Source organism: Streptomyces sp. NPDC048600 (assembly GCF_055587025.1).
This window is the reverse complement of record NZ_JBVJGZ010000011.1, coordinates 146,067-162,205: the sequence shown is the minus strand read 5'-3', so window position 1 is coordinate 162,205 and position 16,139 is coordinate 146,067. Positions and strand designations below refer to the sequence as shown.

General features: G+C 72.2%; 15 protein-coding genes. 9 read left to right on the top strand and 6 right to left on the bottom strand.

The genetic code is table 11. The features are described from left to right. Positions 1 to 17: 17 nt before the first annotated feature. A complete protein-coding gene (gene ligA, locus ACZ6SQ_RS17465; RefSeq protein ID WP_469562497.1) occupies positions 18 to 2,063 on the bottom strand; it encodes an NAD-dependent DNA ligase LigA in 2,046 nt (681 codons plus the stop codon). A 421-nt stretch (positions 2,064 to 2,484) separates the two neighbouring features. On the opposite strand from ligA, the gene ACZ6SQ_RS17460 reads away from it, so the two are divergent. Next, positions 2,485 to 3,222 carry a HEAT repeat domain-containing protein gene (locus ACZ6SQ_RS17460; RefSeq protein WP_469562494.1) on the top strand — a complete coding sequence of 246 codons (738 nt, stop codon included), beginning with the start codon at positions 2,485 to 2,487 and terminating at the stop codon, positions 3,220 to 3,222. After that, complete coding sequence (locus tag ACZ6SQ_RS17455; protein WP_469562492.1) at positions 3,216 to 4,346, top strand: MerR family transcriptional regulator; 1,131 nt, start codon at positions 3,216 to 3,218, stop codon at positions 4,344 to 4,346. The genes ACZ6SQ_RS17460 and ACZ6SQ_RS17455 overlap by 7 nt, the downstream gene beginning before the upstream one ends. Here the strand turns inward: ACZ6SQ_RS17455 and ACZ6SQ_RS17450 are convergent. After that, positions 4,282 to 4,602 (bottom strand): GYD domain-containing protein, encoded by a 321-nt coding sequence (locus ACZ6SQ_RS17450; RefSeq protein WP_469562489.1) that lies wholly within the window; start codon positions 4,600 to 4,602, stop codon positions 4,282 to 4,284. The two genes, ACZ6SQ_RS17455 and ACZ6SQ_RS17450, sit on opposite strands and share 65 nt — an antisense overlap. Positions 4,603 to 4,780: 178 nt before the next feature. Beyond that, complete coding sequence (locus ACZ6SQ_RS17445) at positions 4,781 to 5,218, bottom strand: RidA family protein (protein WP_469562486.1); 438 nt, start codon at positions 5,216 to 5,218, stop codon at positions 4,781 to 4,783. 318 nt (positions 5,219 to 5,536) lie between these two features. Between ACZ6SQ_RS17445 and pgm the strand changes: the two genes are divergently transcribed. From pgm to ACZ6SQ_RS17415, 6 genes are all read left to right on the top strand, one after another. Then, entirely contained in the window at positions 5,537 to 7,177 is a 1,641-nt protein-coding gene (gene pgm / locus ACZ6SQ_RS17440) for a phosphoglucomutase (alpha-D-glucose-1,6-bisphosphate-dependent) (protein WP_469562483.1), read from the top strand. 66 nt (positions 7,178 to 7,243) lie between these two features. Further along, positions 7,244 to 8,404, top strand: coding sequence for an NAD(P)-dependent oxidoreductase (locus tag ACZ6SQ_RS17435; protein WP_469562479.1), 1,161 nt, complete (start codon positions 7,244 to 7,246; stop codon positions 8,402 to 8,404). A 117-nt stretch (positions 8,405 to 8,521) separates the two neighbouring features. Next, on the top strand, positions 8,522 to 9,226 hold the full coding sequence (locus tag ACZ6SQ_RS17430; protein WP_469562476.1) for a VanZ family protein: 705 nt from the start codon (positions 8,522 to 8,524) through the stop codon (positions 9,224 to 9,226). Positions 9,227 to 9,294: 68 nt separating this feature from the next. Next, positions 9,295 to 9,993: a response regulator transcription factor gene (locus tag ACZ6SQ_RS17425; RefSeq protein ID WP_469562474.1), complete on the top strand. Its 699-nt coding sequence runs from the start codon at positions 9,295 to 9,297 to the stop codon at positions 9,991 to 9,993. Between the two features lie 7 nt (positions 9,994 to 10,000). Next, entirely contained in the window at positions 10,001 to 11,098 is a 1,098-nt protein-coding gene (locus ACZ6SQ_RS17420; RefSeq protein WP_469562471.1) for a sensor histidine kinase, read from the top strand. Positions 11,099 to 11,174: 76 nt separating this feature from the next. Then, entirely contained in the window at positions 11,175 to 12,167 is a 993-nt protein-coding gene (locus ACZ6SQ_RS17415; RefSeq protein WP_469562468.1) for a phosphotransferase family protein, read from the top strand. Between the two features lie 21 nt (positions 12,168 to 12,188). On the opposite strand, the gene ACZ6SQ_RS17410 is transcribed toward ACZ6SQ_RS17415, so the two are convergent. Continuing rightward, a complete protein-coding gene (locus ACZ6SQ_RS17410; RefSeq protein WP_469562465.1) occupies positions 12,189 to 12,830 on the bottom strand; it encodes a dihydrofolate reductase family protein in 642 nt (213 codons plus the stop codon). A 90-nt stretch (positions 12,831 to 12,920) separates the two neighbouring features. Then, positions 12,921 to 13,622, bottom strand: a complete 702-nt coding sequence (locus tag ACZ6SQ_RS17405; protein WP_469562463.1) for a 2-phosphosulfolactate phosphatase — start codon at positions 13,620 to 13,622, stop codon at positions 12,921 to 12,923. Positions 13,623 to 13,867: 245 nt separating this feature from the next. On the opposite strand from ACZ6SQ_RS17405, the gene ACZ6SQ_RS17400 reads away from it, so the two are divergent. Further along, a complete protein-coding gene (locus ACZ6SQ_RS17400) occupies positions 13,868 to 14,881 on the top strand; it encodes a hypothetical protein (protein WP_469562461.1) in 1,014 nt (337 codons plus the stop codon). A 67-nt stretch (positions 14,882 to 14,948) separates the two neighbouring features. On the opposite strand, the gene ACZ6SQ_RS17395 is transcribed toward ACZ6SQ_RS17400, so the two are convergent. Continuing rightward, entirely contained in the window at positions 14,949 to 16,139 is a 1,191-nt protein-coding gene (locus tag ACZ6SQ_RS17395; protein WP_469562458.1) for an NADase-type glycan-binding domain-containing protein, read from the bottom strand.

Below are 16,139 nucleotides of genomic sequence, written 5' to 3'. Positions count from 1 at the left end.
GTGGACGCGGTGCCGGTTCACGCCAGGTGGTCGCCGAGCAGGGCCGCGAACTCGTCCTCGGTGAGCACTCTCGTGCCGAGCTGCTCGGCCTTGGCCAGCTTGGACCCGGCGCCCTCGCCCGCGACGAGGATGGTCGTCCTCTTCGACACGCTGCTGGAGGCCGTGCCGCCCGCGCGCTCGATGAGTTCGTTCATCTCGTTTCGGTTGCGCCCGGCCAGCGGCCCGTGCATGCCGCCCGTGACGACGACGGCCTCGCCCACCAGCGGAAGGCCTCCCCGGTCGGGTCCGGCTGCCGTCGGCTCGGTCATGTTCACCCCGGCCTCGGCCAGCTTGTCGATGACCGGGCCCAGCGCGGCGATGTGGGCCGCGATCTTCGGGGCGTTGGCCCCCGGAAGCTTGTTGACCTGCGCCAGCTCGTCCGGTGCGGCCGCCCGCACCGCGTCCATCGTGCCGAAGTGGCGGGCGATCTCCCGGGAGAGGGTCCGGCCGGTCCGCACCACGCCGAGCGCGCAGAACACCCTGTTCAGCGGCTGCTCCTTGGCCTTGGCGAGCTGGAGCAGCAGTGAGTCGGCGCGCTTGTCGCTGCCGGTGGCCTCGGCAAGCTGCTGCCGGGTGAGGAAGAACAGATCGGCGACGTCGTCGACCAGGCCGGCCTCGACGAGAGCCTCCAGATAGGTCACACCCAGGCCGTCGATGTCGAGCTGGTCGCGGCCCACCGCGTACTTCAGGGAGGGCAGCTTGCCGCATCCGCCGCTCGCCCCGCCCGCGCACTCCCACCGCTCGCCGGACTTGTCGATGTCCCCGCCGCATCCCGGGCACGCCTCGGGCAGGGCGATGTCGGTCTCCTCGCCCGTGCGCAGCGCCACCACGGGTGCCTCCACGCGCGGGATGATGTCGCCCGCCTTGTAGAGCAGGACCGTGTCACCCACCTTCAGACCGGTGTTGCGGATGAACGCCGGATTGTGCAGCGTCGCGTACGTGACGGTGCTGCCGTCGACCTCCACCGGCTCCAGCACGGCGCGTGGGGCGATGTGCCCGGTGCGGCCCACGTTCCACTCGACGGCGAGCAGCCTGGTCTGCGCCTCCACGGGGGGCAGCTTGTAGGCGACGGCCCAGTGCGGGTGCCGCGTACCGGAGCCGGCGGCCTGCTGCTCGGCGTGCTCGTTCGCCTTGACGACGACCCCGTCGATCCCGAACGGCAGCTCGGGACGCAGTCGCTGGATCTCCTCGACGCGGGCCTGTGCCTCGGCCAGCGTGGCGTACACGCGCAGTCCGATGTCGGTGGCGGAGGTGGTCTGCACGCCCAGCGCGGCGACCTGGTCCATGACAGCTTCGTGGCTGGTGCCGGTGAGGAAGCCGGTGCCGTCCAGGTCCACGGCCCCGTAGGCGAAGAACGTGGTCTCGATGGTGTACGGCCGGTCCTTGGCCCGCAGGGTTCCCGCCGTGCCGTTGCGCGGGTTGGAGAAGACCTTCGCGTTGTGCGCGGCGCGGATCTCGTTCGCCTTCTCGAACTGGGCCCGGGTCAGCAGGACTTCACCGCGTATCTCCACGGTGGCGCCGCCGGGCACCTGGGTGGGGAGACCGGCGATCGAGCCGATCGCGTGGCTCAGGTCCTCGCCGTGCGTGCCGTTCCCGCGTCCGACGAGCTGCACCAGGCGCCCGTCCCGGTAGCGTGCCGCCATCGCGGCCCCGTCCAGCTTCGGCTCCACCGCGTACCCGCCCGCCACGGGGTGGTCGATCCGGCGGGCCAGCGACGCGTCCCACTTCACCAGGCCCTCGGCGTCGAAGACGTTGTCGAGGGAGAGCATGGCCACGGTGTGCGCCACCTCGCCAACGGGAGCCACCCCGCCGCCGACCTTCCCGATGGGGGAGTCGGTCCGGACATGGTCGGGACACGCCTGCTCGTAGGCGGCTATACCGCGGGCCAGGGCGTCGTAGGAGGCGTCGTCGAGGGTGGTGTCCCCGTCCCCGTAGTACGCCGCACTCGCGGCAAGGGCCTGCTCGACCGCGTCGTCGTAGGCGGCACGGTCGGACAGCGGAACGGCAGGTGCGGAAGTCGTCATGTGGTGATCATCGCGCAGGGGTCTGACAAACGGGATCCGCACGTTCCGCTTCTGGGGGCGGGGAGCCTTCCGCGGTGACGGCCGGGCGGACGGGCAGGGCCGGAAGGCGGATGCATGACGGTGGGCGAGGGGGCCGACGACGCCGAGTCGGACGCAGAATGCGCAAAGCGGCCTGAAAAGGCGCGGACTGTGTCATGGTTGGAGTCTGGCCCGTCGCTCTCCCCCGTAGCGGCGGGCCAGCCTGCTGATCGGCGTGGTGGTGCCGACGTGGACGGCGACGCTCGGCATACGTCCCACAGGCCCTCGCAGCCGCCATGGATTCGCTGGTCACAGGCTTGACCTTGACACGTTGACAACGTGTGTCCTGGGTGCAGGAGGTGGTCCCATCAACACGACAGACGGAACCCCGCTGTACACCCGCGTGGCCGGTGCCCTGAGCGCCGAGGACTCGTCGGTCCGGCTCCAGGCCGCCCTGGCCGTCGGCTCGCACCCCGACCCCGGCTTCCTCGATGCGCTCCTCGAGCGGTGCGCGGTCGAGGCGGACTTCTTTGTGCGGGACATGCTGTCCTGGGCGCTGACGCGCCTCCCGCCGGAGGTCACCCTGCCCCGGATCCGTGAGGAACTCGGCTCCGAGCGCGCCCAGGCCCGCAGCCAGGCGCTGCACACGCTCTCCAAGATCGGCGACGGCGCCGCGTGGGCCTGGATCACGCGCGACCTGATGCGCGACGCGGACGACGAGGTCGCGCGGACCGCGTGGCGCGCGGCGGTCGTCCTGGTGCCCGAGGCGCAGAAGCCGGACCTGGCGGGCGAACTGGTCGAGCAGCTCGGCCGCGGCGACCGCACCGCGCGACGCAGCCTGAGCCGGGCCCTGGTCGACCTCGGCGACGCGGCCGCGCCCGCTCTGGCGAAGGCCGCGGCGAACCCCGACCCGGCGGTGGCGGCACACGCTCACGCCACCGAGCTGCTCCGTCGCGACCCGGAGACCGGTTTCGACGCGGCCGTCGACGAGGCGAGGCGCGTCGTCGCCCTCGGCCCGGAACGAGCCGCTGCCGCCGATGCGTCCGCCTCGGAAGCCGCGGAGTGCGCAGTGACCGCAGCCGCGGTGGAGTCCGGCGCGCCGGTCGGCGTGGCGAAGAGTACGGAGTCCGCGGTTTGCTGATCGGTGAAGTGGCCCGCCACTCGGGGGTGAGTGCCCGGATGCTCCGGCACTACGACGCCCTCGGACTGGTGCGACCGACCGGTCGCACCGTCGGCGGCTATCGCGAGTACTCCGCCGAGGACGTCCGCAGGATCTTCCACGTGGAGAGCCTGCGGTCCCTCGGACTTTCGCTCAAGCAGATCGGGCGGGCCCTGGAGGACCCGGCCTTCACACCGTCCGGCCTGGTCGGCGATCTCATCCGGTGGACGGAGGACCGCCTGGCACGGGACCGTGAGCTGCTCGAGCGGCTCCGAGCGATCGACGCCTCTGCCCCCGGCGGCTGGCAGGACGTCCTGCGCGTCGTCGAGCTCATGCAGGGGCTCGGATCGGCCAGTGCCGCGCGCAGACAGCAGGCCGTGCTGGCCCGGCCGGAGGGCGGGTCGCTGCCCGCCGAACTGCTGGCCGAGGCGGTCCTCGCGGAGTCCGACCCCAATGTCGCGGGCGCCCTGCGCTGGGCGCTCGCCCGGTCGGGAGGCGACGGGGTGGCGGCTGTCGCCGCGGGCCTGTCCTCGGAGGACGTCGAGATCCGGCGGCGCGCGGTGCTGGCGGTCGCCGGGATGCCCGAGGCTCCCGGAGCGGCCGGACTGCTCACGGAGGCGCTCGGGGACGCGGACGCGACGGTACGCAGGCACGCGGCTCTGGCGTCGGGCGGACGCGGCGCGGCCGAGGCCGTGCCGACCCTCGTCGGCATGGTCGTCGAGGGCTTCAACGACGTCGACGCGGCGGAGGTCCTGGGAAAGCTGTCCCGGGACCCCGCGCACGGCGAAGGGATCCTGAACGCACTGGTCGACGCACTCGCCGCGCCCACCGCGGACTCCGCGACGCGGATCCGACTCACCCAGGCACTGGTCGAACTGTCCGGGACCGCCCCGCGCGAAGTCCTGCGCCGACTCGCCGAGGACGAGGACCGCGCCGTCGCGCTCGTCGCCTCGGCGTTCGTGGGAGTTCTCGACAAGCGGTCCGCCGAGGACGAGAACGGGAACGGGGACGGGAACGGTGACGAGGACCCGGCCTCCCGGCCTACGCGCCGGGAGGCCGGAAGCCGACCTCCCGACGCACCGCCTCGTCGATCTCCTCGACGGTGAGCAGGGGAGTGGCCCGCGTGCGCAGCGCACCGCTGGCCTTGACCCTGAGGCTGACGGCGGCCATGGAAACGGGGTCGGGGAAGTCGAGGATGCACACGAGGTCGTCCTCCCCGAAGGCGAAGTACATGGCCTCGACTTTTCCGCCGAGGCCCGTGACGACGTCCTCGACCGCGGCACGGCGGCCACTCGCGCCTTCCCTGAGCAAGCCCTCCGTCCCGTCGGGCGTATAGGTGGCCTGGATGAGGAACTTCGGCATGGAGGCGCTCCCTGGCTGTGACGCGGCTGGTACGCAGTCTGGCCTTCCCGCTGCCACGCGGGCCCTCCGTGGACGCGGTGCCGGATTCACCCGTTGAGCACAGCGGTGCCACGGCACCGCCCCGGGCCGCGGGACCGTGGTGCCTGATTCATCCGCGGCGTCACCGGCCGCGTCGGACTCACGCGACCGCGGTCCCCTCCAGTTCGACCATCAGCGTGGGGATCGCCAGGCGTGTCACCCGAGCATGGTGGTGGCGGGGGCCACCCCGGCGGCGCCCAGTCTCGACGCGAGGACGTCGTGGTGCCGCAGGAGCAGGTCGACGTCGGGTTGCAGAGCCGAGCCGGACGAGGTTGGCGAGGGACATACCGGCCTCGCCGAGCACGGCCTCCAAGTTGTCCAGGCTCAGAGCCAGTTGACCCGCCATGTCGCCGTCGTGCCGGGGCTCGCCCTCCGTGCTCGTCGGGGTCTGCCCCGAGATGTACAGGGTCCGGGTGTGCCCGGAGACGAGCTCGCCCTGGTTGACCCCCAACCACATGACGACGGCCAGTCGGCGGCGGCCCTGCCGGGCGTGACGTGTCCGGCTCCGGCCGGATGCGGGTGTGGTGGGGCTCTCCATGGTGCGGCTCCTCGTCGACGTGCTGCTTCGGGATGCCGCGTGATGTTAGGAAGCCGCCTCAGGGCGAAGCCACAGCATCCGCCCTTGTGTTCATACTGTTCGTCCGTGAACGCCCGGCCGCCCCCGCGCCCCGGCCCCGGCCGGAGCATGGACGGGCCGGTGAGCTCGGGGCGACAGGTACGGGAACACGGCCTCGAGCGCCGGTTCGGGTGCGTGAACACGGTCCCCGGCGCCGGTCCGGCAGCGCGGCAGGCGTGCCGGGCAGGGGACAATGAGGCCCGTACCCACGACGGTCAACCTTTGCGGAGGAGCGGGGACATGAAGGACACGCGAGCGGGGCAGGTCGCCGGGCCCGGGGATCTTGTCGACGTGGCCCGCCTGGTCACGGCGTACTACGCGCTGCACCCCGACCCGGCCGAGGCCGGGCAGCGGGTGGCGTTCGGTACCTCCGGGCACCGCGGCTCGTCCCTCGCGGCGGCTTTCAACGAGGACCACATCGCCGCCACCAGCCAGGCCATCTGCGAGTACCGCACCGCCCAGGGCACCGACGGCCCGCTCTTCCTCGGCGCCGACACCCACGCGCTCTCCGAGCCCGCCCGGATCACGGCGCTGGAGGTCTTCGCCGCCAACGACGTCACCGTGCTCATCGACCAGACCGACGGCTACACACCCACCCCCGCCGTGTCGCACGCCATCCTCACGTACAACCGCGGCCGCGCCTCCGGTCTCGCCGACGGCGTGGTGGTCACTCCCTCGCACAACCCGCCCGCCGACGGCGGCTTCAAGTACAACCCGCCCAGCGGCGGCCCCGCCGGATCCGAGGCGACCTCATGGATCCAGGACCGGGCGAACGAGATCATCACCGGCGGTCTCAAGGACGTACGGCGCATCCCCTACAGCCGTGCCCTGGCCGCGCCCGGCACCGGCCGCCACGACTTCCTCGGCGCCTACGCGGCCGACCTGCCCCAGGTGCTGGACCTGGACGCCGTCCGCGCCGCGGGGGTGCGCATCGGCGCCGACCCGCTCGGCGGTGCCTCCGTCGCCTACTGGGGCCGCATCGCCGAACAGCACGGGCTCGACCTGACGGTGGTCAACCCGCTCACCGACCCCACCTGGCGCTTCATGACGCTGGACTGGGACGGCAAGATCCGCATGGACTGCTCCTCCCCGTACGCCATGGCCTCGCTCATCGAGCGGCGCGACCGGTTCGACATCTCCACCGGCAACGACGCCGACGCGGACCGGCACGGGATCGTCACTCCCGACGGGGGCCTGATGAACCCCAACCACTATCTGGCCGTGGCCATTTCGTATCTGTTCTCCCACCGGGAGCAGTGGCCCTCGAGTGCCGGGATCGGCAAGACGCTGGTGTCGTCCAGCATGATCGACCGGGTGGCGGCGGACGTCGGCCGCCAACTGGTCGAAGTCCCCGTCGGATTCAAGTGGTTCGTGGACGGCCTCTCCGACGGAACGCTCGGCTTCGGCGGAGAGGAGTCCGCGGGCGCCTCCTTCCTGCGCCGCGACGGCTCGGTGTGGACCACCGACAAGGACGGCATCCTGCTGGCCCTGCTCGCCTCCGAGATCACGGCCGTCACCGGCAAGTCGCCCTCGGAGCACTACGCGCAGCTCACCGACCGCTTCGGCGCCCCCGCCTACGCCCGCGTCGACGCCCCTGCCTCCCGCGAGGAGAAGGCCCTGCTCGCCAAGCTGTCCCCGCGCCAGGTGACCGCCGACACCCTCGCCGGCGAGGCGGTCACCTCGGTGCTGACGGAGGCTCCCGGCAACGGCGCGGCCCTCGGCGGTATCAAGGTCACCACCGCCAACGCGTGGTTCGCCGCCCGTCCTTCAGGCACGGAGGACGTCTACAAGATCTACGCGGAGTCCTTCCACGGGGAGGACCATCTGCACCGGGTGCAGGAGGAGGCCAAGTCCGTGGTGCTCGCGGCGCTGGACGCCTGAGCAGGCATGAACCTGGCTGATCATCACTTGACCTGCCCCGACTGACGGTTCCGTCACACTGCCTGCATGAACCGCTGCACCGTGCCGTCCGAGCCCGCCCCAGGCGACAGCGACTCCGCAGCCGCGGCCCCGGGCGGGCTGACGTCGGGCAGAGTCGCCCGGGGCCGGGTCCTCGTCGTGGATCCGGCCCCGGGCGAGCAGGCCCTGATCGAGCTGGCCGCACTCGCCGGCATCGGCCTGGCGCCGACGGTGAACCTCCGGCGCGTGGCCGATGCCCGGCTGCGGGCCCGGATCGAGGCCGACTGGGAGACGGTGGACTTCGACGGGTTCTCCGAGGAGGAACTGGCCCAGCACCTGGAGGACGGAGGACAGGGGCATCAGGTCCTCAAGTGCCGGGCCGGAATCCCGCTCACCCGGCGGGTTCTGGAACGGGCGACGAGCGACGGTCTGGGACGCCGTCTGGCGCTGGTGGGGCGGGCCGCCGCCGGATCCGACACGTTCGACCACGAGACGGCCGGGCGTCTGGGGGTGGCGATCCGGACCACGCCGGGCGCCAACGCCTTCGCCGTGGCCGAGCTTACCGTGGCGCTCATGCTCGACGCGCTGCGGGACGTCTCGAGACGGGACGCCGCCTTGCGCGGCGGTTCATGGAGCGCGGCGATCGCGGATCTGCCCGCGCGCGGCCTCGCGGACACCCGGGTCGGGCTGGTGGGCTCCGGTGCGATCGCCCGGCGGGTGGCCGAACTGGTGCGTGCCTTCGGCAGCGAGGTGTGGGTCCTCGGATCGCCGCGATTCACTCCGGAGCGAGCCGCGACATGGCCCGGCCGCCGCGTCGAGTCCCTTCATGAGCTGCTGACCGGCTGTGACGTGGTGTCGGTGCATGTGCCGGCCACCGCCGGGACCGACGGCCTCATCGGCCCCGAGGAACTCGCGCTGATGCGGCCGGGTTCGGTCCTGGTCAACACCTCCCGGGCGAGCGTGGTTCGAGAGGACGCCCTCGACGCCGCACTGCGGAACCCCGCTTCCGGGCCCGAACGGGCCGCGGTCGACGTATTCGAGACCGATGGCACCGCCTTCGCGTCACCACTTGCCGACAATCCGCACTGCACCCTGTCGCCGCACGCCGCGGGCATGACCCGATCCGCGATGCGGGCCGCGTCGCAGCAGCTCCTGAAGGAGTTCGCGGTCTTTCTGGAGGCCAGGTCGCCGACCGGCGGTCCTCTGTGACGCAGGGTCGAGCCAAGTAGTAGGGCACCCGCGGCAGCACCGGCCGCCCCCGGCATATCGCGCGCGTATCGAAAACCGGATACGGCACCGCAACGGCCCTGCCGCTCTCATGGGTGCATGAACCACAACGCATCCCTGTCGGCACCGCCCCGTAACGCGCTCAGGGCCGGGCTTCTCGGGCTGGTGATCGTCGGCTTGGCGGGCGCGGCGTTCGTCGTGCGGCGGCCGCTCATGATGGCGGCGCCGAGCTGCATGGCCGGGCGGTGGCACGGCTGCCTCGACACGTTCAACGGTGTGGTGCTCGTGACGCTGGTCTCGCTGCCGTTGGCCGGGCTGGTGGCATGGGCGCTGGCGCGCCGTCGGCGGGCCGCGGGTGTCGCGTCGGCGTGGCGGGTGTCGCTGGCGGAGGTGGGCATGGTGCACGGGACGGTGCCGTTCGTCTGGCTGATCATGATGCCGGGTGCCGGGGCCGGGATCGTCCCGGGCCGGGTGAGCCTGGTGCCGTTGCGGGACCTGGCCACGATGGGGACGCTCGGGATCACCGGCAATCTGCTGGTCTTCGCGGCGCTGGGGTTCTTCGCCCCGATGCGGTGGGCGGCGCCGGCCTCCGTGCCGCGGATCCTGGCCCTCGGGGCGGGCTGCTCGGTCCTGGTCGAGACGGGACAGTACGTGCTGCGCCTGGACCGGGTGTCCTCCGTGGACGACGTACTGGTCAACACCACCGGAGCCGTGCTGGCCGCGCTCGCGTCGCGCCGCTGGTGGCGCACCACGGAGCCGGCGCCCTCGGACCGGCCGCACGCCGCGCCGACGACGACGGGCTGAGCCGTGGTCACGGCGCGCACACGCCTTCGCGCACGTCGGCGCGAAGGCACGCCGCTTAGGCTTCCGGCATGCGTGTACTGATCGTGGAGGACGAGCCCTACCTGGCCGAGGCCGTCCGGGACGGCCTGCGCCTCGAGGCGATCGCCGCCGACATCGCGGGCGACGGCGCCTCCGCTCTGGAGCTGCTGAGCGTCAACTCCTACGACCTGGCGATCCTCGACCGCGACATCCCCGGCCCGTCCGGCGACGAGGTCGCCCGGCGCATCGTCGCCTCCGGCAGCGGCATCCCGATCCTCATGCTCACCGCCGCCGACCGGATCGACGACAAGGCGTCCGGGTTCGAGCTCGGTGCCGACGACTACCTCACCAAGCCGTTCGAGCTGAGGGAACTCGTCATGCGGCTGCGCGCGCTCGACCGCAGACGCGCGTACGCCCGGCCGCCGGTCCGTGAGCTCGCGGGCCTGCGGGTGGACCCCTTCCGCCGGGAGGTCTTCCGCGACGGACGCTACGTCGCGCTCACCCGCAAACAGTTCGCCGTGCTCGAAGTCCTGGTCGCCGCCGAGGGCGGGGTCGTCAGCGCGGAACAACTGCTGGAGCGGGCCTGGGACGGGAACGCCGATCCCTTCACCAACGCCGTCCGCATCACCGTCTCCGCCCTGCGCAAACGGCTCGGCGAACCCTGGCTCATCGCCACGGTACCGGGGATCGGCTACCGCATCGACACCGGTGGCCCCGGCACGCCCCGGCCCGGCAGCGCGCATGCCTAGGGACCTCATGGCGGATGCGAAGGGCCCCAGACGCCCCGGGCTCAGCGTCCGCCTGAAGCTCACCCTCAGCTATGCCGGGTTCCTCGCCGTCGCCGGTGCCGTCCTGCTGGCCGTGGTGTGGCTGTACGTGCTGCGCTACGTACCCGACAACCCCCAGGGCCTGCTCGGGGTCTCGCCCAACCGCTGGCTCCTCGTGCGCACCTTCGCGCCCGCCGCGGCCGTGGCGATGGTCTGCCTGCTCGTGTTCGGTCTCGTCGGGGGATGGTTCCTCGCGGGCCGGATGCTCGCTCCGCTCACGGAGATCACGGCCGCGGCGCGCAAGGCCGGGAGCGGATCGCTGTCGCATCGGATCCACATGGAAGGCCGCCAGGACGAATTCCGCGAACTCGCCGACACGTTCGACGGCATGCTCGGGCAACTCGAGTCGCACGTCGCCGAACAGCAGAGGTTCGCCGCGAACGCCTCCCACGAACTGCGCACCCCGCTGGCCATCTCCCGGACCCTGCTCGACGTCGCCCGCGAGGACCCCACGGTGGACCGGGCGCGACTCCTCGAACGCCTCCAGACGGTCAACACACGCGCGATCGACCTCACCGAGGCCCTCCTGCTGCTCAGCCGCAGCGACCGGGGGACGTTCACCCGCGAGAACGTCGACCTCTCCCTGGTCGCCGAGGAAGCCGCCGAGACCCTGCTCCCGCTCGCCGAGCAGCGCGGGATCACGCTCGACGTCACCGGCACGCCGACCCGGACCAGAGGCAACGCGGAACTCCTGCTGAGGATGACGACGAACCTCCTCCAGAACGCCGTCGTCCACAACCTCCCCACCGGCGGCAGCGTGACGGTCGGCACCGAGGCGCACGGCGACACCACTGTGCTGCGCGTCGAGAACACCGGCCCTCCCGTGCCGCCGGAACTGGTACCGACCCTCACCGAGCCCTTCCGGCGCGGAACGGAACGCGTACGCACCGACGAGCACGCCGGCGCCGGCCTCGGCCTCGCCATCGTCCACAGCGTCGTCCGCGCCCACGACGGGACCCTCGACCTCGCTCCCCGCCCCGCCGGCGGACTCGTCGTCACGGTCCGGCTTCCGGGCATGCCGCACTGATCGGTCCCTGGACGCGCCAACTGCCCCTCGGCATCATGGGAGCGCTTCCGTCGTCGGCCGTCCCGAGAGTGCCCCCATGCAGAGCCGTACCAAGCGCAAGATGTCACCCGGTGAGCTCGACACGCTTCTGCGCGAGTCCATGGGCACGGGGTGCCGTGTCGAGAGCGAGCTGACCGACGGCTGGTTCAACACCGCGTACCGGGTACGTCTCGACGACGGGCGGCCCGCGATAGTGAAGCTCGCTCCGCCGGGCGACGCCGCCGTCCTGCGCTACGAGCGGGGCATCATGTCGACCGAGGCCATGGTCTACCGCAGGATCTCGGCGCTGCCGGACCCCGGCGTCCCGGCCCCCGCACTGCTTTACGCCGACGAGGAGTTCCTGGTCCTCTCGCTCCTCGGCGGCACACCCTGGGACCAGGCGGGCAGCCTCCTTTGCCCGGACCGCGAGTCGGCACTGCGGCGGGAACTGGGCCGGATCGTCGCGCGCCTGCACACACTGACCGCCGAGGACGGCCGGTTCGGCTACCCGGCCGACGAGTCGTCGCTGTCCGCCACCGACTGGCGAACGGCGTTCGGCGCCATGGTGGACGCGCTGCTGGAGGACGCCGAGCGCTGGGACTCCCCGCTCGACGTCACGCCCGGCGCGATCCGGGAGCTGGTCGCGGAGGGCGCGTACGCGCTGGACGAGGTCACCGTGCCCCGGCTCGTCCACTTCGACCTGTGGCCGGGCAACATCTTCGTCGACGTCCCCGGCCGGACCGGGCCCGCCCGCATCACCGGGCTCATCGACCACGAGCGCGCGCTGTGGGGAGACCCGGCCGCCGAACTGGTCTCCCTGGCCCTCGGCGGCGACACGGGCCCGGCGAGCGACTTCGTCACGGGGTACACCGAAGCCGGCGGCGGCCTCGGCCCCACCGCCACGCTCGACCACCGACTGGCCCTCTACCGTCTCTACTTCGGGCTGCTGGTCGTCGTCGAGTGCGGCCCCCGCGGCTACGGGTCCGAGCATCTCGCCAGGTGCCGCCGGACCCTCGCCGAGAGCGTCGCCGCGCTGCGGTCACGGGTATGAGCGCCGTACCGCGCAGCCGCTTCAGTCGTTCGCGACACCGCGGTCGGGTGCGCTCATGTCTCCCGTGGCGGGCGTGCCCTCGGCGAGTCCGTAGCGCAGATACACGGTGCCGCTCGGACTGGCCGCCGGGGGTGCGAGGAGCGTGACGTTGGTGGGCACCGCGCCGCCGTCGAACACCTTCTTGCCGACGCCGAGCACGATCGGGTGGAGCCAGAGGTCGAGACGGTCGTACAGCCTCTCGCGCAGCAGGGTCTGTACGAGGTTCAGGCTGCCGACGACCTTGATGTGCTCGTGCCGGTCGCGGATCTCACGCACCGCGCCGGCCAGGTCCGGGCCGAGCTGTGTGGACCCGGCCCACGAGAGGTCGGGCCTGCCGCGCGAGGCCACGTACTTCGGGATGCTGTTGAACAGCCTGGCGAACTCGCTGTCCTCGCCGCCTTCTTGACGGGGCCAGTAGGCGGCGAAGATGTCGTATGTGCGGCGGCCGAGCAGGAGGGCGTCCGTGCCCTCGTACGCGGCACCGACCTGCGCGCCGGCGACCTCGTCGAGCAGGGGTGCCTGCCAGCCGCCGAAGGGGAACCCCTCCGGGTCCTCCTCGGGGCCGCCGGGCGCCTGCCCGACGAGGTCCAGGGTCGCGAACAGCTCGATGTGGATGAGGCCCATGATCTTCTCCCGGTGAGTGGTGGTCCCCCCAAGAGATAGACCGGTGGGCGCCCGCGGACTCATCGCCGCGCCGGAGCCGTCCGCCGGCGGTCAGATCGCGTGGCCGTCCGTCGGCGAGGGCACCGCGCACGGGCGGAGGACCATGAGCGAGTCCTCCCAGGCCGCCACCATGGCGAAGGGGAACCGGTCGAGTTCCAGACACAGGGCGACGTCGTCGGGATGGGAGCCCTCGCGCACCCCCTGTGCCAGTTCGGCGGCGGCGCGTGAACCGGCGGCGCGGAGCAGGAACCCGCTTGCGTCGGCCGCGGCCCCGGTCGCCCGCCGGGAGATGTACTGGGCGCAGGCCAGGTCCTCCTCGGCCCGCCCGTCCTCACCGGTGACCACGAACGTGACGGCGCCGCATTCGCGTGTCCGCAGCAGCCGTGCCGTCGCCTCCGCCACCACGAAGCTCGCGCACAGCACCAGCGACGCCTCCTTGACCGCCAGGGCGCCGACCGTGCCCGCCGTGGTCTTCTGCACGACGGTCCGTCCGGCGAGGTCGGCGGAGCGCAGCAGGGCCGGTGAGTTGACGACGTCGAACCCGGGCGCCGGGGGACCGTCCTTGAGCGCGACCCAGTCCGGGTGACGCCCCTTCAACACCAAGGCGTCGTCGAGCGATTCGGCGAGGACGATCTTCTCCGCCCCCCGTGCGAAGGCGTGGGCGGCCACGGTGAAAGCGCGCATGACGTCGACCACGACCGCCACGGAAGGGGCTTCGGCCAGCTCGGCGACGCCGGCGAAACGAGAGTCCATCCGGTCATCGTCTCTCATGCCGGGCCCGAGGCATCCGGGCAGTGACACGCCTCACGCCGAAGGTTCCGGAACACACGTCGCCACTTCCCGTGTCGGGTACAACCATTCGGCGGTGTCCCGGGTCTTGCCGGTGACCACGTCGTGGTCGCACTGACGAGGAGACCATCATCACCGCCATACGTAAGACCCTGACCGCCACGGCAGTAGTCGGCGCCGTTCTGGCGGGTTCGGCCGCCTGCGGCACCGTGGAGCAGCTCTCCGCGGGGAAGAAGCTCGACGAGGCCTTCGAGAAGCTCGGCAAGGAGAAGACGATCTCCTTCGAGCTCGACCTCGACACGGACGCCCGGAGTCTGAAGGCACTGGACGCCTCGTCGGACCCGGAGCCCGGTGAGGGGATACCCGACGAGGCCGTCGACCTGCTCAGCGGTCTGAAGATCAGCGTCACCGTGCAGTCGAAGAAGCCGATCGCGGAGTCCGGGGAGAAGGACTACGTCGGCATGGAGGTGAAGCTCGGCACCGAGGACGGCTACCTCACCGAGTACCGCGTCATCGGCGACTACATCTACATCCGCTCCGACGTGAACGCCGTCGGCGAGATGCTGGGCGCCCCCGTGCCGTCGCCGAAGGACCTGCCCCCGGAGGCGGGCGGGCTCAAGAAGGCGCTCGAGGGCGAGTGGGTGAAGATCGACGCCAAGGAGATGGAGGAGACCACCGCGGAGATGGGGGCGGAGCCCGGCACGAAGCCCGAGCCGGAGCCCACCCTCGACGCCCGGACCCAGAAGCGGCTGCTGGACGCGCTGCGCGGGACCATCGCCCGCGAGGTCGACTTCAAGACCGCGGGCGACAAGGACGGCTCCGAGCACATCACCGCCACCGCTCCGTTCCGTACGCTGATCACCGAGTTCCTCGGCGAGATCCGTCCCCTCGCGAAGAAGCTCCCGCCGGGCGTGGAACTGCCCACGGACAAGGACATGAAGGACGCCCCCAACACCGAGGTGTCGGCCGACTTCACCCTGAAGAACGGCGAGTTGACCGAGGTCTACATCGACCTGGCCGAGCTGGCCGAGAACGCGAAGGTGAAGAAGCTGGGCCTGGCGCTGCGGCTGAACGAGGGCCGGACGCCCACGGCCCCGGCCGGAGCCACCGAGCTGGACATCGACGAGCTCATGGGCGGGTTCGGCGCCGCGATGACGGGTGACGAGATGACGGACGACGAGGCGTTGTCGGACGAGGAGTTCCTCATCGAGGGCGACGTGTAGGAACGCGTCCCGCGGCTGGGCCGCCTCGCACCGACCGGGCGAGGCGGCCTGCCCCTGTCCTGGCCGGTCAGGACAGGGACCTGCCGAAGAACTCGATCTCCGCGACGGCCACTTGGCGCGTCGCGTCGGCCCGCCACGCCGTGCGCAGCACCAGCCGGACCGACAGCGCGTCACGCACCCGCAGGGCGACACTCTGCGTGCCTCCGTCGTTGATGCGGTGGTGCGAGGTGTGTGTCGTACCGGCCGAGTCCGTGACCACGAGGTCGAACGTGCGAGGGGTCGCCTGCCCGTTCGTCTGTGTGGTGTTCTTCGAGCTGCCCGGTGTGATCAGCAGCGACAGCAGGTCGGTGGGCTCGTCGAAGAGGGCCTCCAGGTACTGCCCTTCCGAGGCTCCCGAATAGCCGGTGCCCCACCAGGTGTTGGAGTAGCCGTCGCCTGCCAGCAGGGGGCTCTGGCGTGGCGCCGAGTGGGAGGCCCGCCAGGTGACCGGGGTGACGGGGACGCGCTTGGCGAAGTGGTCCGCGACCGCGCGGGCGGCGGGCGGGCCGCCGAACACGGCGACGACCGTGACGGCGACGAGGGCGGCGACCAGCAGGGTCCGGCCGATCCAGCGGCCGCGGTCACGGGCGAGAGCGGGCCGCTGACCCGCGAACGGGCCCTGGGACAGCTGTAGTTGCGCAGGAGATAGGGCGTTCGCGCAGGACCGGCAGAAATGCCTGCCCGGGGCGTTGGGGGAGTGGCAGGCCGGGCACAGCGGGCCGCCCCGCGCGGGCTCCGGCGCCACGACCGCGCTCACGGCCGGGCGCGCCGCCGCCGGGCGCCCCGGGAGTACGGGTGAGGCGGCGGGCGGCTGACCGGAGGGCTCGCTCTCCGGGACCGGGACGAGGAGGGAGCGTACGACGGTGTCCGTGGGACCGGGACGGTCGGCGGACGCCGCCGAGGGTGGCACCACGGCGGGCAGCGGGGCGGTCTCCTCCTCAGGAGACACGGCGGGCGCGGCGGACCGTGTGGATCGGGCGCCAGAGCCGTCGGGCTCGTCCCGCGGCGGCGACCCACCGTCCGCAGGCTGCCCCGCAGACCGTTCCGCCTCGTCGTCGGCACGCGCCTCCGCGCGCGGTGAGGGGGCGGCGGCCGGGGCCGCGCCGCCGGGGGAGTTCCAGCGCAGGAACCCTCCGCAGGCGTCGCAGAACGACCGGTCCTCCGCCGGCGCCGGTGCCGCGCAGTCCGGGCAGGCACGGGTCGGGGTCGCGTCGCTCAT